The organism is Vibrio sp. 10N.239.312.D08 (genome assembly GCF_041466145.1).
GTDB classification, from domain to species: Bacteria; Pseudomonadota; Gammaproteobacteria; order Enterobacterales; family Vibrionaceae; genus Vibrio; species Vibrio crassostreae_C.
In genome coordinates, this window is sequence record NZ_JBFSSD010000069.1 from 1 (window position 1) to 20,951 (window position 20,951).

18 protein-coding genes are annotated in these 20,951 nt (G+C 45.9%); 7 read left to right on the forward strand and 11 right to left on the reverse strand.

Features of this window, described 5'->3' with window-relative positions:
• Positions 1–97 precede the first annotated feature (97 nt).
• From AB6D58_RS22655 to AB6D58_RS22675, 5 genes are all read right to left on the reverse strand, one after another.
• On the reverse strand, positions 98–661 hold the full coding sequence (locus AB6D58_RS22655; protein WP_017081374.1) for a sugar O-acetyltransferase: 564 nt from the start codon (positions 659–661) through the stop codon (positions 98–100).
• Positions 662–863: 202 nt separating this feature from the next.
• Positions 864–1,862, reverse strand: a complete 999-nt coding sequence (locus AB6D58_RS22660) for a LacI family DNA-binding transcriptional regulator (RefSeq protein ID WP_017064029.1) — start codon at positions 1,860–1,862, stop codon at positions 864–866.
• A gap of 99 nt (positions 1,863–1,961) precedes the next feature.
• Entirely contained in the window at positions 1,962–3,401 is a 1,440-nt protein-coding gene (locus AB6D58_RS22665; RefSeq protein ID WP_372158604.1) for a 6-phospho-beta-glucosidase, read from the reverse strand.
• A 169-nt stretch (positions 3,402–3,570) separates the two neighbouring features.
• Positions 3,571–4,095: a hypothetical protein gene (locus AB6D58_RS22670; RefSeq protein WP_048609927.1), complete on the reverse strand. Its 525-nt coding sequence runs from the start codon at positions 4,093–4,095 to the stop codon at positions 3,571–3,573.
• Between the two features lie 51 nt (positions 4,096–4,146).
• Positions 4,147–4,536: a VOC family protein gene (locus AB6D58_RS22675; RefSeq protein ID WP_048609928.1), complete on the reverse strand. Its 390-nt coding sequence runs from the start codon at positions 4,534–4,536 to the stop codon at positions 4,147–4,149.
• 209 nt (positions 4,537–4,745) lie between these two features.
• On the opposite strand from AB6D58_RS22675, the gene AB6D58_RS22680 reads away from it, so the two are divergent.
• Positions 4,746–5,645: a DMT family transporter gene (locus AB6D58_RS22680; protein ID WP_102320412.1), complete on the forward strand. Its 900-nt coding sequence runs from the start codon at positions 4,746–4,748 to the stop codon at positions 5,643–5,645.
• Here AB6D58_RS22680 and AB6D58_RS22685 read toward each other — a convergent pair.
• A complete protein-coding gene (locus AB6D58_RS22685; protein ID WP_048609931.1) occupies positions 5,642–6,544 on the reverse strand; it encodes a LysR family transcriptional regulator in 903 nt (300 codons plus the stop codon). The two genes, AB6D58_RS22680 and AB6D58_RS22685, sit on opposite strands and share 4 nt — an antisense overlap.
• Before the next feature lie 188 nt (positions 6,545–6,732).
• Here AB6D58_RS22685 and AB6D58_RS22690 point away from each other — a divergent pair, with 188 nt between their 5' ends.
• Positions 6,733–8,805 carry an alkyl/aryl-sulfatase gene (locus tag AB6D58_RS22690; protein ID WP_372158607.1) on the forward strand — a complete coding sequence of 691 codons (2,073 nt, stop codon included), beginning with the start codon at positions 6,733–6,735 and terminating at the stop codon, positions 8,803–8,805.
• 195 nt (positions 8,806–9,000) lie between these two features.
• Here AB6D58_RS22690 and AB6D58_RS22695 read toward each other — a convergent pair whose 3' ends face one another.
• Both AB6D58_RS22695 and AB6D58_RS22700 read right to left on the reverse strand, forming a co-directional pair.
• On the reverse strand, positions 9,001–9,915 hold the full coding sequence (locus tag AB6D58_RS22695) for a LysR family transcriptional regulator (protein ID WP_372158610.1): 915 nt from the start codon (positions 9,913–9,915) through the stop codon (positions 9,001–9,003).
• Between the two features lie 9 nt (positions 9,916–9,924).
• Positions 9,925–11,298, reverse strand: coding sequence for an MATE family efflux transporter (locus AB6D58_RS22700; RefSeq protein WP_372158613.1), 1,374 nt, complete (start codon positions 11,296–11,298; stop codon positions 9,925–9,927).
• A 327-nt stretch (positions 11,299–11,625) separates the two neighbouring features.
• On the opposite strand from AB6D58_RS22700, the gene AB6D58_RS22705 reads away from it, so the two are divergent.
• The 3 genes from AB6D58_RS22705 (at position 11,626) to AB6D58_RS22715 (ending at position 14,587) form a co-directional block, all read left to right on the forward strand.
• Complete coding sequence (locus AB6D58_RS22705) at positions 11,626–12,471, forward strand: enoyl-CoA hydratase/isomerase family protein (protein WP_004732302.1); 846 nt, start codon at positions 11,626–11,628, stop codon at positions 12,469–12,471.
• A 210-nt stretch (positions 12,472–12,681) separates the two neighbouring features.
• Positions 12,682–13,503, forward strand: coding sequence for an SDR family NAD(P)-dependent oxidoreductase (locus tag AB6D58_RS22710; protein WP_102393086.1), 822 nt, complete (start codon positions 12,682–12,684; stop codon positions 13,501–13,503).
• A 208-nt stretch (positions 13,504–13,711) separates the two neighbouring features.
• Positions 13,712–14,587 (forward strand): radical SAM protein, encoded by an 876-nt coding sequence (locus AB6D58_RS22715; RefSeq protein WP_372158616.1) that lies wholly within the window; start codon positions 13,712–13,714, stop codon positions 14,585–14,587.
• Positions 14,588–14,677: 90 nt separating this feature from the next.
• Here AB6D58_RS22715 and AB6D58_RS22720 read toward each other — a convergent pair whose 3' ends face one another.
• From AB6D58_RS22720 to ascF, 3 genes are all read right to left on the reverse strand, one after another.
• Positions 14,678–15,295, reverse strand: a complete 618-nt coding sequence (locus AB6D58_RS22720; RefSeq protein WP_102398561.1) for a bifunctional 4-hydroxy-2-oxoglutarate aldolase/2-dehydro-3-deoxy-phosphogluconate aldolase — start codon at positions 15,293–15,295, stop codon at positions 14,678–14,680.
• A 31-nt stretch (positions 15,296–15,326) separates the two neighbouring features.
• Positions 15,327–16,757 (reverse strand): 6-phospho-beta-glucosidase, encoded by a 1,431-nt coding sequence (ascB, locus tag AB6D58_RS22725; protein WP_017059454.1) that lies wholly within the window; start codon positions 16,755–16,757, stop codon positions 15,327–15,329.
• A gap of 71 nt (positions 16,758–16,828) precedes the next feature.
• On the reverse strand, positions 16,829–18,307 hold the full coding sequence (gene ascF / locus AB6D58_RS22730; protein ID WP_372158619.1) for a PTS cellobiose/arbutin/salicin transporter subunit IIBC: 1,479 nt from the start codon (positions 18,305–18,307) through the stop codon (positions 16,829–16,831).
• A 252-nt stretch (positions 18,308–18,559) separates the two neighbouring features.
• On the opposite strand from ascF, the gene AB6D58_RS22735 reads away from it, so the two are divergent.
• Both AB6D58_RS22735 and edd read left to right on the forward strand, forming a co-directional pair.
• The gene (locus AB6D58_RS22735) at positions 18,560–19,084 is read left to right on the forward strand and encodes a gluconokinase (RefSeq protein WP_017059452.1); all 525 of its coding nucleotides are present in this window, start codon (positions 18,560–18,562) and stop codon (positions 19,082–19,084) included.
• On the forward strand, positions 19,081–20,877 hold the full coding sequence (gene edd, locus AB6D58_RS22740; RefSeq protein WP_372158621.1) for a phosphogluconate dehydratase: 1,797 nt from the start codon (positions 19,081–19,083) through the stop codon (positions 20,875–20,877). The genes AB6D58_RS22735 and edd overlap by 4 nt, the downstream gene beginning before the upstream one ends.
• The last annotated feature ends 74 nt before the right edge of the window (positions 20,878–20,951 follow it).

The following is a 20,951-nucleotide window of genomic DNA, read 5'->3' on the forward strand; positions in this document are numbered from 1 at the left end:
GAGCCCGTAGAGGACTTTCACCTCCTAGATCAACGCCATGCTCGGCGCACAAAAACAAAGCCCGAACCTAGGTTCGGGCTTTGTCATTTAAATCTGATTATTGTCCGTTATCGATCGCTTTCAGCACTTTACATGGATTACCGACTGCAACCACATTGGCTGGGATGTCTTTGGTCACCACACTGCCTGCGCCAATCACGCTGTTTTCGCCAATGGTTACACCCGGGCAGATGATTACACCGCCGCCAAGCCAAACATTGTCGCCGACGTTAATCGGTGTGCCAAACTCAACACCCTCTTCAACTCGGCCTTTCACATCGAGTGGGTGACCTGCGGTCAGGATTTGAACGTTCGGACCAAGCAGCACATTGTCGCCAATGGTCACTTCAGCCACATCCAAAATCACGCAGTTAAAGTTAGCGTAGAAGTTCTTGCCCAGCTTGATGTTCGAGCCGTAGTCACAACGAAACGGCGGCTCTAAATGTGCATTTTCACAGCCCGGAATCAGCTCTTGCGTTGCTGCTTCCCATTCGGGTGTGTCAGGAATACTGTTATTGAGTTTTTGAAGCACCTTGCGACATTCGATACGAGCTGCATAAAGCTCTTTATCCCAAGCCTGATAAGGTTCACCTGCTAGCATTTTTTGTTTTTCTGTTTTCACGTTACTTACCTGTTCTCACATCAATTAGCTATTTTCACATTACTTATCTAGCTTCACATTACTTAACTAATGGTGGTCAATTCATCGACCAAAAACGCAATATCGCACATCTAAATAACAGTGAATAAGGAGTGTTTGAGCTTGGTTTAAGAGATGCGCAGCTCGTCACTTTTTGTAGGTAAAATATGAAATTCGAACAGTGCTAATTTAGCTTCGCTATCGAATCACGTAACACCAAACTACCAGTGGTATTGATGGTGGTCGCTTGCTCTGTTTCACCGACAATTTGCAGGATCGCCTTTTGCGTCATTTGCTCTAATGGCACACTCACAGACGTTAAGCTTGGCGTTAAAAACGCCCCCACTTTGCTGTTATCAAAGCCGACGATCGAAACATCTTGAGGCAATGAGTACCCAAGTTCGGTTAACGCCTTAATCGCACCAATCGCCATATCATCGTTTTCAGACAAGATAGCAGTGAATGTGGTTCTGCTTTTTGCCAAAGCCTGAGCCGCGTGATAACCGCTCTCCATCGTCCAATCACCTTGAACAACGTTGGACTCATCCAATGCAACACCATGTTTAGTTAACACATCTTGATAGGCTTGGTAACGCAGCTCATCGGTCGAAGAACCGGCTTTACCACGAATCACTGCAATATCGGTATGACCCTGCTCGATGATGTGTTCAACCATCAAACAAGCGCTCTGATAATGGTCGGTGGTAATAGCATGATTGGGCTTCGACGGCATTTCTCGGTTGAGTACCAGAATCGGAGTGTCAGTGCTTTCGATGATCTGAGCTATCTCGCTTTCGGTTAAACATTGCGGATAGATGATGATGCCCGCGCACTTCATATCCAACAGGAAATTGATCGCCTTTCTTTCGTCTTCAGCGCTGTGTTTGCCATCGGTGATCACCAATTGGTGATTCGACTTTTCGCTATAAGAAGCCGCGTGATACATCAAGGAAGAGAAGTAAGGGCCATTGAACAACTCATTGGTAATTACAAAGCCGATGAAATTGGTCTTCTTGGTCGCCAATTGCTGAGCCAACAAGTTCGGTCGATAACCTGTTTCTTGAATCGCATCAAATACCTTTTTCACCACATCTGGGCGCACGATGTTCTTGCCATTTAAGACACGAGAAACGGTCGATTTAGATACGCCTGCGCGGTTTGCGACATCAAGCATGGTTACCATTCGCTTCTTTTCCTTTATAAAAAATTAGCCGACATAGGCCGACTAATTCATTGCAAAATGACAGCTCACAGTTCACATAACTGCGCTGGGGAATGCATTCTAAATAGTGGCACCGTTAGATGCAATCACACCTTTATACCACTCGAAAGACTTCTTGCGCTTGCGTTCTAGTGAGCCAGATTGATCGTTGTGCTTATCTACGTAAATGAATCCGTAGCGTTTTTTCATCTCGCCCGTGGTGAACGAAACTAAATCGATACAGCCCCAAGGGGTATAGCCCATCAAATCAACACCATCAATCGAAACGGCTTTTTTCATCTCTTTGATGTGGTCGCCAAGGTAAGCGATGCGGTAGTCGTCATTAATGCTGCCATCTTCTTCAATGGTATCAACCGCGCCAAAACCATTTTCAACGATGAACAGCGGCACTTCATAGCGCTCATACAGAGACGCTAAACAGAAACGCAAACCCGTTGGATCAATTGGCCAGCCCCAATCGCTAGACTGGATGAACGGGTTATCGACCGAGTTCTCATGACCGCCGTCCATCGCTTCTTCAGTCGTTTGATGAGAAGAAGAATCCAAGGTATTCGACATGTAGTAACTAAAGCCTAAGTAATCAGCCTTGCCTTCTTTTAGGATCTGCTCATCTTCTGGCTGCATCTCAATGTTGAAGCCTTTGATTGCCCAGTCACGCTTAGCGTAATTTGGGTAATGACCACGCACCATCACGTCCGAAAAGAAATAACGATCACGCATCGCTTGCTGTGCCACCATAATATCTTCTGGCTTTGAAGAGCGAGGGTAGAAAGGCACCATCGCACACATCGCGCCGATTTGAAGATCTGGATTGATCTCGTGACCTTTCTTAACCACCAAAGCACTGGCAACAAACTGATGGTGAACCGCTTGATACATCGCTTCTTGCGGCTTTTCACATTGCGGAAACTTCACACCAGAGCATAACCAACCGAAGATGTCTGCCGAAGTGTTCATCTGGTTGTTGATCTCATTAAACGTCATCCAGTATTTCACTTTGTGTTGGTATCGCTCCATCACCGTAGTTGAATACTTAACGAAGAACTCGATCACCTTACGGTTCATCCAGCCACCATATTCGTTAGCCAAGTGATAAGGCATTTCAAAATGGCTCAGTGTCACCACTGGCTGAATGTCATATTTTAGGAGTTCATCAAACAAGTCATTGTAAAACGCTAACCCCGCTTCACACGGCTCGGCTTCATCGCCATTTGGGAAAATACGCGTCCAGGCAATACTGGTACGGAAACACTTAAAACCCATCTCAGCAAATAACTTAATGTCTTCTTTGTAGCGATGGTAGAAATCCACTGCGACTTGGTTGGGATAGTTTTCACCATCGATCACACCATCGGTGATTCGACGTTGTACACCATGAGCGCCCGCTGTTAATACATCAACAACACTGACACCTTTACCATTCACATCCCAGCCGCCTTCTAACTGATGTGCTGCAACCGCACCACCCCATAAAAAATCGTTCGGAAATTCGTTGTTCATACCATTACTCGCTACAAGTTATTCGTGAAAAAGACCAGGATTAGAGCTGCGTTCACAACTCTGAAACCGATTTCAATAAAAGCAAAGATACAGATTGAAACCGGTTTCAGCAATAGTTAAAAGATCTTTTTTGATCGAACTACAGACTAGTCAAAATTCAGCTTTACGATCAATGCTGATCAAAATACTGATCATGCTTCGATTTGCCAGATTGGTCTTGAGTTCCCGGGTAGAACTGGACAAGTGTCTGATCGGCTAGTGTGAGATGAATCCAACCCTCTTTAACTTTCAGCCAATTGGTACCGTTGGTCTTATAGACGGCAGGAAAGTTGCCCCAGCCTGACTCTGATACCTGCAGCTCTTGAAAGCGGTTAATCGGGGTTAGCTTATTGCTGTCGAAGTTTGCGTTGGCATAGACTGATAATGGCTCGATGGCATCATTTGGCTTAAACGTATAACAGCTCACAGAGGCTGAGGTGCGATCAAACCACTGGTAAGGTTGTGCACCGATTAAATCGTAGACCGTGCAATCATTGAATTGAATAGCCCATTCTTGGTGAGCTTTAAAACCAAGGTAACCTATGGGTTGCGATGGTTCAGGTTTCGCGTCCGTCTCCTGCTCATACGCCGGTTCTGAGGTAGCACATCCCATAAGCCCAAGACTAAAAAGGAAAGTCACAGCACGCTTCATCATTGTAATACCTCAGTTCCGTTAGTAGATGAGTAACTCAATTAAGTCTCTACATTAAACGGTAAGTTCTAAGCGATTACCATCAGGATCGAGCACACAACTCTCATAATAGCCATCACCTGTTCTTCTTGGGCCATCTAAGCGCTCATAGCCGTCTTCGACCAAGCGTTGAGTGAGTGCATCGACCGCTTGCTCCGACCCCAATGAAATCGCCATATGAACAAAGCCTGTAAACTGATCATAGATGTCATCTTTCGATTCAGGAACCGAATCCATTTCCATGATCTCTAGGCGGCTTCCAGTTTCAAATGAGAGGAAGTATGAAGAAAACCCTTTGGTTGGGTTGTGATATTTTGAGTTCGATGTCGCACCGAAATAGTCTTCGTAAAATCTCTTCAAAACTTCGAGTTTTTTGGTCCAAATTGCGATGTGTTCAATCTTCATTTTGTTTGCCTAAGTTTGATGTCTAACGCTAGATTACCCGCCAAATCAGGAAGGATAAACAGAACAGAATTCATCAAAAGTGTTCCTATTTAGCGAGCCGTTTGGTTATCAAAATCACAACAATTAGCTGCACAGTATTAATATCTAAGCTTGTGTAATATATAGCTTTGATCAATAGTCGGTGTTTTACACATTCTGAGATATACGCCGTGAACTTTCTAAAATTAATAACTCTCGCTGCGATATGGGGCGGTTCGTTTCTGTTCATGAGAATTGCCGCTAATCCATTGGGCCCAGCAGTGTTGATTGAAGCAAGAGTACTATTTGCAGCAATCACGCTACTGTTGGTGTCTTTGTATTTAAGAAAAAAGCTGACGTTCAACACTCACGCTAAACACTTCTTTATTCTTGGGTTGTTTAATACCGCAGTTCCCTTTTTACTGTTCGCTTATGCCGCGCAGACACTGAACGCCTCGACACTCGCCATCTTGAACTCGACAGCGCCAATTTGGGCGGCAATCATCGGTGCGATATGGACCAAAACTACACTCGAGGCGCGTGTTCTATTAGGGCTTGGGATTGGGGTAACGGGAGTTGGCGTGTTAGTCGGTTGGGATGCGATGAACATTGGCCGTGAGGCTGTGCTTCCTATCTTTGCGGCGGTGATGGCTGCCTTTAGCTACGGAATAGCATCAAACTATACCAAACAAGCACCTAAAGTTGAGGCATTCAATAATGCACATGGCAGCATGTGGGCGGCGGTCTTAATCGTATTGCCGTTTGTCTTTTTTATGCCGATGAGAGAGGCTCCGGATCTAACCATCACCACATCGGTGATCTTATTAGGCGCCGTGTGTACTGGCCTTGCTTACTTGCTTTACTTCAATCTCGTTTCTGAATTGGGTGCGCCTTCGGCTCTGTCTGTTACCTTTTTGATTCCAGTGTTTGGCATCTTATGGGGCAACCTTTTCTTAGACGAAGCGATTGGCCTTAATACTATTTTCGGATCGGTTCTGGTTATTACCGGTACCATGTTAGTAACCGGTATGACGCCTTCTAAGATGATAGAGAGCGCCAAACAAAAACGAGCAGCAAGAGCGGCTCGTTAATCAGCCATGTATTGTTGAATCTTGTTTCTCAACCACTGATGAGCAGGATTCAAATCGGTTCTCTTATGCCAGATCATGTATTGCTGCATCGGTAAGATTTCAAACGGCTGATCAAGGACTTGAAGCTGGAAAGGTTCAGAAAATTGATTGGCAAAATCACGCGACGTACTGCCAACACAATCTGAGCCCGATACCAGCACACACATGGTCATCAGTGAGTCACACTCTGCACTCACTTTTCTCTGTTTCAGTGGTGACTTGGTAAAATAATCTGCCGTATATAAACGGGTTCGACGCATTCTAAAAGTAACATGCTTTTCGTTGTAATATTGCTCTTCAGTCACTGAACCATTGATTCTAGGATGCCCCTTTCGAGCTATCAATACGAGTGCATCCTCAATCACAGGCTGCTTCATGTAGCCGTTAACTTGCGGGTAATGGATATCAATCGCTAAATCAGCTTGTTGCATGCTCAAGCCTTGCAATAATTCTTCTTCGTTGTTCGGCACCATATTGAATTCAATCGAGATATTGCCCAACGTCTCATCTTGCTCGACGAGAGGTTGAAGCTTGGTTAATCCAATCTCATTCACCAGGATACGAAACACATGATGCTGCTGATTATCAAATGTCTTTAAAGTGCTTACTGCGCTGCTTATCCCTTCTAGAGCAGGCTCTACTCGGTCTGCCAATTGCACCGCAGCGTTAGTCGGAATAATCCCACGCCCTTCACGAATAAACAGGTCGGTATCAAGCTGAGATTGCAATCGCTTCAATGCCCCGCTAACCCCAGGCTGAGTCATACCAAGCGATTCTGATGCAAGCGTGATCGACTTTAATCGATACACTTCTAAGAACACGCTCAATAGATTTAAATCCAACTTTTCCACGTCGCTCACCGTTACTCTCCCTGTCAATGTGGTCTTAATCAATCATAGGTCAGGATTCGCCTTCGTTCCCCAACCATTGCATGACTCAATACATAGCCAATCGTGATGTATTAAATAAAGCTTACTTTATTTTTTGCTATATGTCTTATTCCTATAATCGCCTCAACGAAACAAAATTCTGAAATGAAGAGGCTCTTATGACAACTTCTCGCACGTTCAAAAATGCATCACTGTTCCTAGCTATCTCGTTGGCATTCCCTGCGATTGCAGCTAACCATGATCACGCACACTTCAGCGAAATTGGCGATCAAGGTGGCAAAAGCGCAACCGAGATGACGACCAAAGCAAACCAAGAGTTCGCAAAAACACTTAACTTTGCCGACACTCGCGCTTTCGACAATAACAACAAGGGTCTGATTGCTAGCTTCGACCAAGAGACAGGCGACATCATTCGTAATAGCTTTAACTTCATCGATCCAAGTGTGACGAATGCAGACCAAGCACCAGATTCAGTAAACCCTTCACTGTGGCGCCAAGCGGTATTGAACCAAGCGGCGGAAGGTTTATATGAAGTTGTTCCGGGTAAAGTTTACCAAGTTCGAGGCGCGGATTTAGCGTCTATCTCTTTCATTCGTAGTGACAACGGTTGGATCGCTTATGACGTACTTCTTACCAAAGAAGCGGCCGCTAAATCTCTAAAATTCTTCAAAAACAATGTGCCTGATGGCGGCGAACTGCCAGTCGTAGCAATGATTTACTCTCACTCGCACGCTGATCACTTTGGTGGCGCAAGAGCAATCAAAGACGCGTACCCAGATGTAAAAGTGTACGGTTCGAAAAACATTACTAAAGAGATCGTAGACGAAAACGTATTGGCGGGTAATGCAATGTCTCGTCGTACCGCTTATCAATATGGCGCAACCCTGAACCGACACGAGCACGGTATTGTTGATGCGGCACTGTCGAAAGGTCTATCAACCGGTAGCATTACTTACGTACTGCCAGACTACGAGCTGAACCATAACGAAGAGATTGAAACTCTGGTTATTGACGGCCTAGAAATGCAATTCATGGATGCTTCAGGTACCGAAGCGGCCTCTGAAATGGTGACATATATTCCAAGCATGAAAGCACTTTGGACTGGCGAACTGACCTACCAAGGCATGCATAACCTGTACACGCTGCGTGGCGCTAAAGTACGTGACGGCTTGAAATGGTCTAAGAAGATCAACGAGATGTTAGTCACTTGGGGTGAAGATACTGAGGTGCTGTTTGCGTCTCACTCATCGCCAACTTGGGGTGAACAAGAGATCTCTGATTACCTAAAAATGCAGCGTGACGCTTACGGTTTTACTCATAACCAAACGCTTCGCTTAGCCAACAACGGCGTGGTTCTGCAAGACATCGGTGACGAGATTTACAAGGTAATGCCAGACAGTATTCAACAGTCTTGGCACACCAATGGTTACCACGGTACATACTCTCACAATGCTCGCGCTGTGTACAACATGTACCTTGGTTACTTCGACATGAACCCAGCTAACCTAAACCCATTACCAATCAAGCCGGAGTCAGTGAAGTTTGTTGAGTACATGGGCGGCAGCGATGCTGTGATTGAAAAAGCGCAGCAAGACTTCCAAGAAGGTGAATACCGCTTCGTTGCAACAGCACTCAATAAGGTGATTCAAGCAGAACCAGAGAACAAAGTTGCACGTGGCTTATTAGCAGATACTTACGAGCAATTGGGTTATCAATCAGAAGGTGCAGGTTGGAGAAACATCTACCTAACCGGCGCTCAAGAGCTTCGTATTGGCACACAACCGGGCGCACCGAAAACAGCATCACCGGATGTGTTAGCGAACATGACCATTGAAAACCTACTTGATTACTTAGCAGTAAAAGTGAATTCGCTAAAAGCACAAGAAACACCATTTACGTTGAATATTCAGCTACCAGACGTGCAAGAGTTCTACTACGTTGAAATGTCTAACGGTAACCTGAACAACATTCAAGTGAACGAGCTGCAAGACGCCGATACAACACTGATCATCAATAAGTCTGACGTGTCTGACATCGTGCTTAAGAAAACAAGCCTTGGAAAACTGTTAGAAGACGGACAAGCAGGCGTGAAAGGTGATAAGACATCACTTAACAAACTGCTGTCTTCATTGACAGAAGCTGACACCTCTTTTGAGATTGTACCGCGTCCAAACAAAGGCGAAGAAGTTGATGCAGAGCTATACCAAGATTCAGCGGTACACGCTCATTAAACGCCAGATACACTAAATCAAAACAACAGCAGTTAGCTAGAAAAACGTTCTATAAAGAACATAAAAACAAGCCCCTACCTTTTGGTCGGGGCTTTCTTATTTGTTCTCAATAAGTGCTTCTTGAACGCTACTGCGTTTGCTCTATTACTGAGGCTGAGAGCTTAATAAAACTGATAATTTGTTGAAGCTGATAGATTACTGAGTTTGCCCGTTTACGTCGCAACCCCAATAAGAAGGTGAACCATAATATTGAACAAAGTAATCGATAAATACGCGCACCTTTGGTGCAAGTAACTGAGCACTCGGGTATACCGCCCAGATAGCCGCCTCAACCTTTAAAGGGTAATCCGGCAACACCTCAACCAGCGAACCTTCCGCGAGCTGCTTGTATGCTATCCAACTCGCGCACATGGCAATGCCCAAGCCATCGACACATACATCCCTTACCGCTTCACCGTGATCGACGCGGATAGCACCTTTCTTCTTGATGGTGACATCGCCTTCGGGTGTGTCGAACGTCCACCCTTCCAAGCCGGTTTGATTGATGCATTGATGTTGCTTGAGGTCTTCTGGTGTTTTCGGATAGCCATGAGATGCCAGATATTCTGGTGATGCACACAAAATACGTTTATCAGTAGAGAGCTTGCGAGCGATCAGGCTTGAGTTTTGTAGCTCCGCATTACGGATCGCCACATCGAAACCGCCATCAACCAGATCGACGATTGAGTCACTGAGTGAAATGTCCACCGACAGATCTGGATACTTAGCCAAAAACCCTTTCAAAGCAGGCATAACATGCATTCGACCAAACGAAGAAGGTGCAGATATTCGCAACACCCCTTTTGGTAGTTCATTACCGGTTCCGACAGAGGCAACACCCGCTTCGACACTCAAAAGGATTTGCTTGGCGTGAGGAAGAAATGCCATGCCTTCTTCGGTCAGGGAAACCTTTCTCGTGGTGCGATGCACAAGACGGGCACCTAGGCTCTCTTCGAGCTTTCCGATGTGAATACTGGCTACCGGGGGTGACAACCCAAGCTCTTGTCCTGCTTGACTTATATTGTGCGTAGACGCGAGTCGCACAAACAATTTCAGATGTTCAATATTCATCAATAATGGCTAGCCTGCGCTGAGTAAACGCTGCTTACTGGCCGCAGCGGCACGAGGGATAATGTGAGTTTTAATATAGGCATTAAGCTTAAACCATGCAAAAGCGCCCGCTAAAACATTGGCGACGGTCGCAGCAATAACCGCATTGATCATGTCTCCTGTTATAGAGCCGAGCCATAACGCCGGAATGTAGAAAACAAACAAGCGTAAGAAAGAGACATTCAAAGCTTTACGAGGCACACCCAAAGCATTAAACACCGAAGCAACCAACATGCACAGCCCTAGTGGGCCATAGCTGAACGGTATAAATAACAAGGTCACTTCAAACCAGCTGCGTATGCTTTGTTCTTCCGAGATAACAGGAATAATCCAGCCACTAAACAGCGCCAATAATGCGGCCATCACAGTGTGGAAAACCAGTAAGAACTTCGCTGTTGTATTCAATAGCTCGGGGATTTTGCATCGCTGCTGCGCCCCTAGGTAACGACCAATCATAGGCGGGATAGACATGGTCAGAGCAAGAGAAAACACCAGCATAAAACTTTCAACACGGGCGAGTAAGCTCCAAAAAGCCATCTCATCGGTTCCGATTCTCGCAATCAAAAGCATTGAGAAGAATGCGCTGACCGCAGGTAATATCTGATTCGCAGTGGTTGGCATTACCGTCTTGAATAGCTCAAAACTGTAGCCTTTGATTCGGTTACGGCACGCGCCATTGAAGCCAAACCAACCGTTGCCGCGAGACTTGATTAGCATGTAGATTGCACCAAATGCGTAACCAATGCTCGATGCGATCGCCGCTCCTGCAATGCCCATATCCAATCCAAAGATCAGAATAGGGTCGAGAATTAGGTTAATCACGCTGGCAGCCAAGAACATGCTGCCGGTTGTTTTAGTATCGCCATTGGCGCGATAAACGCAGGTGGCCAGATAAAGCACTGCCACCATCAATGCACTGAACAGCCACAGTGGCCAGTACACATTAAAAATCGACAGCATGGATTGGTATTGAGCGTCAGAGACATCATTCACAAACGACGCAAAAACAGAATCGCTAAAAACAATCAGGCCTAAGCAGATTAAGGCTATTACCACCACACCAAACCCGACCGACAACGTGGCAATTGAGGTGGCCTTACGTTGCTCTTTTGCCCCTACAGCTTGAGAAATAATGGACGTTGCCGCCACACCGATGCCCACTTGAACCCCGGTAAACGCCGCTTGGAATGGCAAGGTGATACCGTGAACCGCCAACTCATTCACCCCTAGCTGACCGATAAAGATCGAATCGACCAATTGCACCATCATGATCGCAAACACACCCAGTGTCAGTGGCAGTGTTTTCTCAATAATGGTTTTCAAAGTCGCGGATCTCATCTGCATAAGTCGGTTCACTCTTGTCTGTACCTTGGGGCTAATTACCTAGTTGAGCAGTATACGAAGCTAAATGAAAAGGATAAGAGCGCCAGACAAGGAATGAGTTTTTAGATTTCGTTGACAATCGAATTAGCAAGATACCTTCAACGTTAAAATATCCATCTAAGACACTGAATAAATTGAAATTACAAAACCCGCCAAAACTCTTAATAATTCGTTAATAGTGTTTCGTTTAATGGTTAATTGTTGGTTCGAACATTCCTCGCTAGCCTGAATTTAGGTCGCATTCACACTGAATAGGCTGAAATGAAATCTCTCAGAAGGAATATGGAAATGGCATATCAAGGTTATACAACGTTTAAAGCTCAAGCCGAGGATGGAATTCTTACCGTCACTTTTGACTTCGGTACTGTGAATGTTCAAGGGCAAGAGATGCTTGCCGACCTCAATGGTTTAGCAATGAGACTAGAGCGCGATCGTGACATCAAGGTCGTGGTATTTCAGTCAGCAAACCCTGAAGTTTGGGTCTGCCACTACGACACTAATCTATTAAAAGACATGTCGACAGAAGCCGTTTCTCGTGAAGAAGCGAAGTTACTCGACCTGCAAGTGGTGCTAGAAAGAATCAGCAAACTGCCACAAGCCACCATTGCCAAGCTTGAAGGGTTCGCTCGAGGTGGAGGCCACGAATTTGCACTGGCGTGTGACATGCGATTCGCGGCTCGCGGTAAATACAAATTCATGCAAATGGAAGTGGGTATGGGCATCCTTCCTTGTGGTGGCGGCGCATCACGTATGGCACGCCAAGTCGGCTTAGGTCGCGCACTCGAAATCGTCCTAAGTGCACGTGACTTTGATGCTGACGAAGCCGAAGCATACGGCACCATCAACAAGGCACTAGAGCCGGATGAAATTGGCGAATATGTTGATACTCTAGCCAAACGAATCTCAAAATTCCCTGCCGAATCGATCAATGCATGTAAGCAAGCGGTGTACGAGTCTATCGACAAACCGATCGACGAAGCACTCAAAGCGGAAGCTTATTGGTTGTATCAAGCTACGAGCAAAACCCCTGCGGTTAAGCGCTTCCAAATTGCCGATGAGCAAGGCCTAGAGCACGATATGGAAAACCAACGTAACTGGGAAACTCTGGTTATGAACGTTCAAGACATCAAATAACTCGGTCACTTCTCTTAATTTGGGTCAGCCACAAACTGACCCATTGTCTTACTTAGTCGTTAAACGCCAACGGTTAACCACCAAGTGTTAAAATGGTCATTATTTGCCCCATAGACTCACATTTGAGTCTTCAGCTTGTGAGCCAAATGCAACTATGTGTCATTAATCTTTGTTATAACGTTGTTCAAACTATTTTTTGAAGGACGGAATATGCAAAAAATAATTCTGATCACAGGTGCCACGGATGGCATTGGTTTAGAGACCGCAAAAGCACTAACGCAGCAAGGGCACCATGTTCTGATTCATGGCCGCAACCCAGTTAAGGTCAATAAAGTCGTGACCGCTTTGTCTCGCCTGTCTAAGAATGCAATCATCGAAAGCTACATCGCAGACCTATCGACGCTCTCTGAAGTTGAGGCGCTCGTAACCCAAATCAAAAGCGATCACAAACGACTCGATATACTCATTAACAACGCAGGTGTGTATAAGGTGTCGGACATCACCACTCCAGACAATCTTGATGTACGTTTTGTCGTAAACACCATTGCGCCGTATCTCCTGACACAAAAGCTGCTTCCTCTTTTTGATGCGACAGGTCGTATCGTCAATCTATCTTCAGCAGCCCAAGCACCCGTCGATTTAGAGGCATTAATCAGCCCGAGTGCGGGTGAACTTGATGGTCCGGTTTACGCGCAAAGTAAGCTGGCGCTAACGATGTGGTCCATCGAATTAGCCAATACTCTTTTAGACAAAGGCACCGCAATTATCCCTGTAAACCCAGCCTCTTTCCTTGGCAGTAAATTAGTAAAAGATGCTTATGGCGTTGATGGAAACGACCTAGCGATTGGAGCCGATATTCTTTGTCGTGCTGCGCTCAGTGATGAGTTTGCCAACGCTTCTGGTAAATATTTTGATAATGATTCTGGGTTGTTCAAAGACCCGCACGCCGACGCATTAGACAACACTAAGAACCACAAGCTGGTGACAGTGCTTAATCAATTACTCGAAGAAAAGCTGTGCGTTACGCACTGATCATTAATTAGTAAAAAACGACCACTAACACTCCCCCCACACACGATCCAAGCCGCAGTTCTATCCATACAGACAAAGAACTGCGCGCTCTTTCGATTATTAAAATTTCTTTAATACTGATTCCCCGCTTTGCCCAATTATCACCCAAGATGCAGATTGCTAAACTTGCCCTCGTCGAAACAACACAGGCTACGGCCGAGGAGCATTTATGCGTTTTGAAGGTAAAGTTTATCGTCCTTGGATGGAAGCAGAGAGCGTACTCATCCAGACAACATTGGGGTGCAGTAACAACCAATGTACCTTCTGCACGATGTTTGATGATAAGCGTTTCAAAGTAAGAGATATCAAAGACATCTTTGAAGATATTGATGCGGCGAGAAAAATCTACCCGCATGTAGAGTCTATCTTTTTAGTCGATGGTAACGTAATGGCAATCCGAACCGAGGTGCTGATTTCGATTCTGGATTACATCAAAATCACCTTTCCAGAGATCAAGAACATTTCTCTGTATTCAGGGTTCAATGACTTTCGCCGTAAGAGCTTGTCTGAATTAAAAGAGATTAAGTCGGCAGGTTTAAGCATGGCCTATTCCGGCTTGGAGTCCGGTGACCCAATTGTGCTTGAACGCATTCAAAAGCGCATGACGCGTGAGCATGCAATTGAAGGTATGAACTTAGCCCGTGAAGCAGACATCAAGGTGCTGGCTTCTTTCATCTTTGGCCTTGGCGGCAAAGAACGTTCTGTAGAGCATGCGATTAATACCACCAGCTTGCTGAACATCATGCAGCCAGATGCAATTGCACCGATGGCTTTAGCCGTTCAACCGGGGTCGGTGTTGGAAAAAGAAGTAAACCGTGGCGAGTTTGTTTTACCAACGCCATTGCAGATTCTGGAAGAAGAAAAATACTTGCTCGAAAACCTAGAAGATTTCGATTGCTACTACTGGGGTGACCACGGCAATAACATCTCACCAATGCGTGGCATGTTGCCTCAGGCTCGTAAGCCGTTTCTTGATAAGATAAATCAAGACATCGCGCATAACCCAATCACTAAGCAAAACGTCATTAAAACCTTTGCTTGGTAACGAGTAACCTCTACATCGTTTGAAGCAGCCACAAAAAGGGCCAGTGTCAGCTGGCCCTTTCATTTTCTAGCTATGTATCTCTCTATCGAACTATCTGGAGCCGACCGCTCGGACTAATTCTGCGATTCCATCCCAATCACCCTTGTCCATTTTGTCTGTCGGTACCATCCAAGTTCCACCGCAGGCAACGACTGATTTCAGTGCTAAGTAAGACTCAACGTTCGCTGGGCTTACTCCGCCTGTCGGCATAAAGTTAACCGGATAAACAGCCGTCAACGCTTTCAACATAGCAACACCGCCAGATGGCTCTGCTGGGAAGAACTTTAGTGTCTTAAGCCCCATTTCCATTGCTTGTTCAACCAAGCTTGGGTTATTCACTCCAGGAACGATCGTAACCCCTCTTTGCTGACAGTATTTGACTGTGGTTGGATTCAAACCTGGGCTAACAATGAAATCAACACCCGCATCAATGGCAGTATCCACCTGATCTGTAGTCAGCACAGTACCTGCGCCAATCAGTAACTCAGGGTAGGCTTCACGCATCAAACGAATCGACTCTGCTGCCGCTTCTGTACGAAATGTCACTTCAGCACAAGGCAAACCATTTTCAACCAGCACTTTCGCCAGTGGTACAGCCTGAGCAACGTCATTAATGGCGATCACCGGAACGATGCGAATATCTCTGAGTCGCTGTTCAATTGTTTTCATTGTTCATTTCTCCCATTATCAAACAGACAAATTAAGCCAAATCGCTGCCGTTGCTTGCGATCACTTTTTTGTACCAGTGGAATGACTTTTTAGGAATACGATTTAACGTACCATTGCCTAGGTTGTCTCTGTCCACATAGATAAACCCATAGCGCTTGCTCATCTCTCCGGTCGATGCCGCAACAAGATCGATACAACCCCAAGGTGTGTAGCCCATCAGTGGTACACCGTCTTCCATTGCTTCATGCATCGCAACAATGTGCTGACGAAGGTAATCAATGCGGTAATCATCGTTCACTTCTCCATTGTCATCCAAGGTATCACGAGCACCTAAGCCATTTTCTACCAAGAAAAGTGGTTTCTGGTATCGGTCATAGAGTGTGTTCATCGTGATTCGAAGACCTGTAGGGTCAATGACCCAGCCCCAATCACTTGCTGGAAGATGAGGATTTTTGATGGACTTAACAACATTCGCCGCGCTGGTGTTACCCGCATTCATATCGGCAGAAGCACAGCGTGAAGCGTAATAACTAAATGAAATGAAATCGACGGTGTTCTTTAGAATCTCGAAATCTTCTTCTTGTGTTTCAAGCACCACACCTTTGTTATCAAATACTTTTTGAGCATAAGATGGGTAGTAACCACGCGATTGAACATCGATAAAGAACAGGTTCTCGCGGTCTTTTTCCATCGCCATCAGCACATCTTCTGGCTTACATGAATATGGATAGAAGTTACCGCCCGCCAGCATACAACCCACTTGGTTTTGCTCATCAACTTCATGGGCAATCTTGGTTACCAAAGCGCTTGCTACTAGCTCATGGTGAGCTGCTTGGTACTTCACTTGGTCGTGATTTTCGCCTTCCTGAAACAACAATCCAGCGCCAGAAAACGGGCTCGCTAGTAAAATATTGATTTCGTTGAAGGTTAGCCAGTATTTCACCAAGCCTTTGTAGTTCTCGAAACAGGTTCTCGCGTAACGGCTAAAGAACTCAATCATCTTACGATTGCGCCACGAACCATACTCGTTGACCAAGTGCATTGGCACATCGAAATGGCACAAGGTAACGAGCGGTTCAATACCGTATTTCTTACACTCTTCAAAAACATCACGGTAAAAATCTAAGCCAGCTTGGTTCGGCTCTAGCTCGTCACCTTTTGGAAAGATTCGGCTCCAAGCGATGGATACGCGGAAGACTTTAAATCCCATCTCTGCCAGTAAGGCGATGTCTTCTTTGTAACGGTGATAAAAGTCTATCGCGTTATGGCTTGGGTAGAACTCGTCTTCGCTGAGCGTCACCTTATCAACCTGACCAAGCTTAATTGGCATGCGGTTCTCACCATAAGGGATCATATCTACGGTTGTTAGGCCTTTACCACCCGCTAAGTGAGCGCCTTCAGACTGGTTTGCAGCAATAGCGCCGCCCCATAAGAAATCTTCGGGAAATTGAATGTTTGACATCGAATACCTCGGAAACAATAAAAGTCACCTTACGCTGAAGTAAGGTGACTGAATAAATTAATCAATTCTAATTAAGACGCGGACACTACTGTCGGCTTGTCTTCTGCCTTACCAGCTTCTTTGTTTGCTGACTCTGAAGTTGCTTTCTCATCGGCATCATCTTCTGGAACATCTTCAAAGCCTAAAACTAGGGTTAGAACAAATGACAGAACAATAGACAATGCGATCAGACCGAACACCCAAACGATACTCATTGGGTCATTCACATCGAAGAACTGAACACTCGTAAACAAGCTTGGTGCTGCCATCGAGTGACTCGCAAGGCCACCCATGCCCGCTAATGCACCTACGATAAAACCAGTAATCATTGTTGCGATAAGTGGACGTTTCAGACGAACAAGCACGCCGTACAATGCAGGCTCAGAGATACCGGCGAAGATAGCTGAAGCACCTGCGGCTAATGATGTCTGCTTTAGTGCGCTGTTTTTGGTTTTGTAAGCAACAGCCAGACACGCACCACCCATACCGAGGTTGGCACCGATTTCTGAAGGCATAACCATACCTTCACGACCCGTCTCAGCAATGGTTTGAATAATCGTTGGAGTAAATACACGGTGCATACCAGTAAGAACAAGTAGAGGCCACAGTGCGCCCATGATAGCAACCGACAACCAACCTAATGTGTCATGAATTGTGTAAACAAGCGCTGAAAGTGCAGTACCAACCCAAATACCAAATGGACCGATAAGTACGATAGCAACCGGAGCTGCAATCAATACGATAAGCATAGGTTTCAGGAAGTTTTTAGTCACAGCAGGGGTAATGCTATCTACCCAACGTTCTATGTAAGAAAGAGCCCAAGTCATCACAAGTACAGGAATAACCGTGTAGGTGTATTTCACTGACGTGATTGGGATACCGAAGAAATCAACGTGCTTGCCTTCTGCTGCTTGCGCCATCAATTCCATAAAGTTCGGGTGGATTAAGACACCGGCAATCGCAATGGAAAGAGACATATTGGTCTTGAATTTGATCGATGCGGAAGCGGCAACCATAACCGGTAGGAAGAAGAAGGCGCCATCGCCAATCGCTTTCAAGATAATCAAGGTAGGTGCATTTGGCTCAACCAAGCCCAGCATCTCAAGTACCATGGCGAGCAGTTTGACCATTGAAGCGCCAATGATTGCTGGGATAAGAGGCGACATGGTACCAACCAGTGCGTCCAACATTTTCGCACCAATTGACTTAGCCGTTAGCTTCTCTTTTTTAGCAGGAACCTCTGACTCAGATACAGTGGATAGCTCACAAAGCGCCATCACTTCTTTGTATGCATACGATACCTCGTTACCAATGATAACTTGTACTTTGTCTCCATTATCAACAACACCCATCACACCTTTCAGTGCTTTTAGCTTGTTAATATCGACGCCATCTTGGCTGTGTAAAACGAATCGTAGTCGAGTCATACAGTGTGTTAGGGCAGCCACATTTGTCTTGCCCCCAAGATGCTCAACAACAGATTTCGCAATTGCGCGGTAATCGTTGGCCATTTTATCCCCCAAAGATCTCTTTCCAGTGATTTTTAAACGCGAATATAGTGAGATGTGACTAATTTTCCGTCAGTAGGATGCAAAAACAATCACAATTGTTGTGAATTGTTGTGAATTGTTGTTTTGTGTCCTTCATCACACTTCCTTAAGTTACCGGTAACATGTTACCGGTAACGCTTATAAGATAAAGCCATATTTACAAGCGATGTTCAAAATTGAGATCACGCGCAAATTTGTTAAGAGGATTGAGTTATGGCTGGTAGTAGTGTCATCGTCATGGGTGTCAGTGCTTGTGGGAAAAGCACGATAGGCGAGCAGTTGGCAAAAAAACTTGGGCGTAAGTTCATTGATGGTGACGACCTTCATCCTCGAGCAAACATTCAAAAAATGGCGTCAGGCCAACCTCTTAATGATGATGATCGCATTCCATGGCTGGAACGCGTTCGTGATGCAGCGTACAGCCTAGAAAGTAAAAATGAGCACGGCATTATTGTGTGTTCTGCGTTGAAGAAGAAGTACCGCGACCAAATTCGCGAAGGGAACAAAAACCTCACCTTTCTCTTTTTAGATGGCAACATTGACCTGATCTTGCATCGAATGCGTCAGCGCCAAGGCCACTTCATGAAAGAGAACATGATTAAAAGCCAGTTCGAAACATTAGAAAGACCCGATCACGAGCCAGATACGGTTGTCATCAGCATTGATGGCGATATTGATGACGTTGTGGACTGTGCTGCGATTGTGCTTTCAATGACTGATGAGGCAGAAACAGCATGACCCTTCCAACCATCCAAGCGGTGACTCAACGATTAATTGAACGAAGCAAAGAGACTCATGAAGCGTTTCTAAACCGAACCCAACACCAAGCCTCTGCTGGCAAAGGTGGTAAAGGGCTTTCTTGCGGCAACTTGGCTCATGCTGTCGCAGCTTCTTGTTCCGATGAGAAACGCTCGATTCTTGATCTCACTAAATCCAATGTGGCGTTAATCAGCTCTTACAACGATATGTTAAGCGCTCACCAACCGTATCAACACTATCCAGATCAGATCAAAAAGGCGTTAGCTAAGTTCGGCCACACCTCTCAAGTAGCGGGCTGTGTTCCCGCGATGTGCGATGGGGTAACTCAAGGGCAACCAGGCATGGATATGTCTTTGTTTTCAAGGGACTTGATTGCTCAATCGACGGCTCTTTCACTGAGTCACAACGTGTTTGATTCAACCCTATTGCTTGGCATTTGCGACAAGATAGCTCCAGGACAACTGATGGGCGCGCTCTCTTTTGCGCATCTACCAACTGCCTTTGTTCCGGCAGGCTTGATGGCAACGGGCATCAGCAATGATGAGAAAGTACACATTCGCCAAGAGTACGCGGCTGGTAAGGTAGGAAAAAGTGCCTTACTGGATATGGAGTGCAACGCTTATCACTCAGCGGGCACCTGCACTTTTTACGGCACAGCCAATACCAATCAGCTGGTATTTGAAGCGATGGGGCTGATGCTTCCGGGCTCAGCGTTTATTCATCCTGACTCTGAATTGCGCGCATCACTCACTCAGCATGCCGCCATTGAAATTGCTTCAATGACACCACAAGCCGCAAACTTCCGCCCACTTTCTGAAGTCTTTACCGCTAAAAGCTTAATCAATGGCATTGTTGCCCTACTCGCATCAGGTGGCAGTACCAACCACAGCATTCACATGGTCGCGGTAGCACGCGCAGCAGGATTTATTCTGACTTGGCAAGACATCAGCGATCTATCCGATGTAGTGCCTTTACTTGCTCGAGTTTATCCCAACGGCCCAGCAGATATGAATGCGTTCCAAGCGGCAGGAGGAGTTCCCGCGCTGTTACGCCGTTTAGATCAAGCCAACTTACTGCACCGAGATGTCACACCTACCTTTGGCTCGTTTGAAGATCAAATGAGTATTCCAGAGCTTGAAAATGGAAAGCTAACGTGGAAAAAATGCAAACAGTCGGCAGATGCAGAGGTAATTGCAGGCCAAGAACAGGTATTCCAAAGCACAGGCGGAACGCGAGTCCTTTCAGGGAACCTTGGCAACGCAGTGATTAAGGTGTCAGCGGTTGCAGAAGAGCAACGTGTAATAGAAGCACCTGCGGCAGTTTTTGATTGCCAACATAAGGTAGAAGCCGCGTATCAACGAGGTGAACTCAACAAAGATTGCATTGTTGTGGTAATGAACAATGGTCCAGCTGCGAACGGTATGCCTGAACTGCATAAGCTCATGCCGATTCTAGGTAATGTTCAGAAACAAGGGTTTAAAGTGGCTCTGGTTACTGATGGGCGCCTTTCCGGAGCCTCAGGAAAGATCCCATCCGCGATTCATGTCTCACCAGAGGCTATTCGAGGAGGAACTATTGGGCTTGTTTGCGAAGGCGATATCCTGCGCTTAGATTGCGCGAGTGGCGAACTCAATAACCTCAACGACATGCAATCTCGCCAAGCGAAGGTATTTGAGGCAGACGCCAACCAGCAAACCATGGGGCGCAACCTATTTAGCGTGATGCGCCAAAGCGTTTCGAGTGCAGAACAAGGGGCGAGTTTTATCGTCTAGCTGTGTCATTACTTAAATGTAATCGAGTAGGAGGAGGCCTCACGGCCTCCGTCCTCTCACACCACCGTACAAGC

Coding starts and splice junctions, on each gene's coding strand:
- AB6D58_RS22690 (WP_372158607.1), top strand. CDS start 6,733: ATGACAACTTCTCGCACGTTCAAAAATGCATCACTGTTCCTAGCTATC.
- AB6D58_RS22700 (WP_372158613.1), bottom strand. CDS start 11,298: ATGCAGATGAGATCCGCGACTTTGAAAACCATTATTGAGAAAACACTG.
- AB6D58_RS22715 (WP_372158616.1), top strand. CDS start 13,712: ATGCGTTTTGAAGGTAAAGTTTATCGTCCTTGGATGGAAGCAGAGAGC.
- ascB (WP_017059454.1), bottom strand. CDS start 16,757: ATGTCAAACATTCAATTTCCCGAAGATTTCTTATGGGGCGGCGCTATT.
- AB6D58_RS22695 (WP_372158610.1), bottom strand. CDS start 9,915: ATGAATATTGAACATCTGAAATTGTTTGTGCGACTCGCGTCTACGCAC.
- AB6D58_RS22710 (WP_102393086.1), top strand. CDS start 12,682: ATGCAAAAAATAATTCTGATCACAGGTGCCACGGATGGCATTGGTTTA.
- AB6D58_RS22735 (WP_017059452.1), top strand. CDS start 18,560: ATGGCTGGTAGTAGTGTCATCGTCATGGGTGTCAGTGCTTGTGGGAAA.
- AB6D58_RS22665 (WP_372158604.1), bottom strand. CDS start 3,401: ATGAACAACGAATTTCCGAACGATTTTTTATGGGGTGGTGCGGTTGCA.
- AB6D58_RS22705 (WP_004732302.1), top strand. CDS start 11,626: ATGGCATATCAAGGTTATACAACGTTTAAAGCTCAAGCCGAGGATGGA.
- AB6D58_RS22720 (WP_102398561.1), bottom strand. CDS start 15,295: ATGAAAACAATTGAACAGCGACTCAGAGATATTCGCATCGTTCCGGTG.
- AB6D58_RS22660 (WP_017064029.1), bottom strand. CDS start 1,862: ATGGTAACCATGCTTGATGTCGCAAACCGCGCAGGCGTATCTAAATCG.
- AB6D58_RS22670 (WP_048609927.1), bottom strand. CDS start 4,095: ATGATGAAGCGTGCTGTGACTTTCCTTTTTAGTCTTGGGCTTATGGGA.
- edd (WP_372158621.1), top strand. CDS start 19,081: ATGACCCTTCCAACCATCCAAGCGGTGACTCAACGATTAATTGAACGA.
- ascF (WP_372158619.1), bottom strand. CDS start 18,307: ATGGCCAACGATTACCGCGCAATTGCGAAATCTGTTGTTGAGCATCTT.
- AB6D58_RS22675 (WP_048609928.1), bottom strand. CDS start 4,536: ATGAAGATTGAACACATCGCAATTTGGACCAAAAAACTCGAAGTTTTG.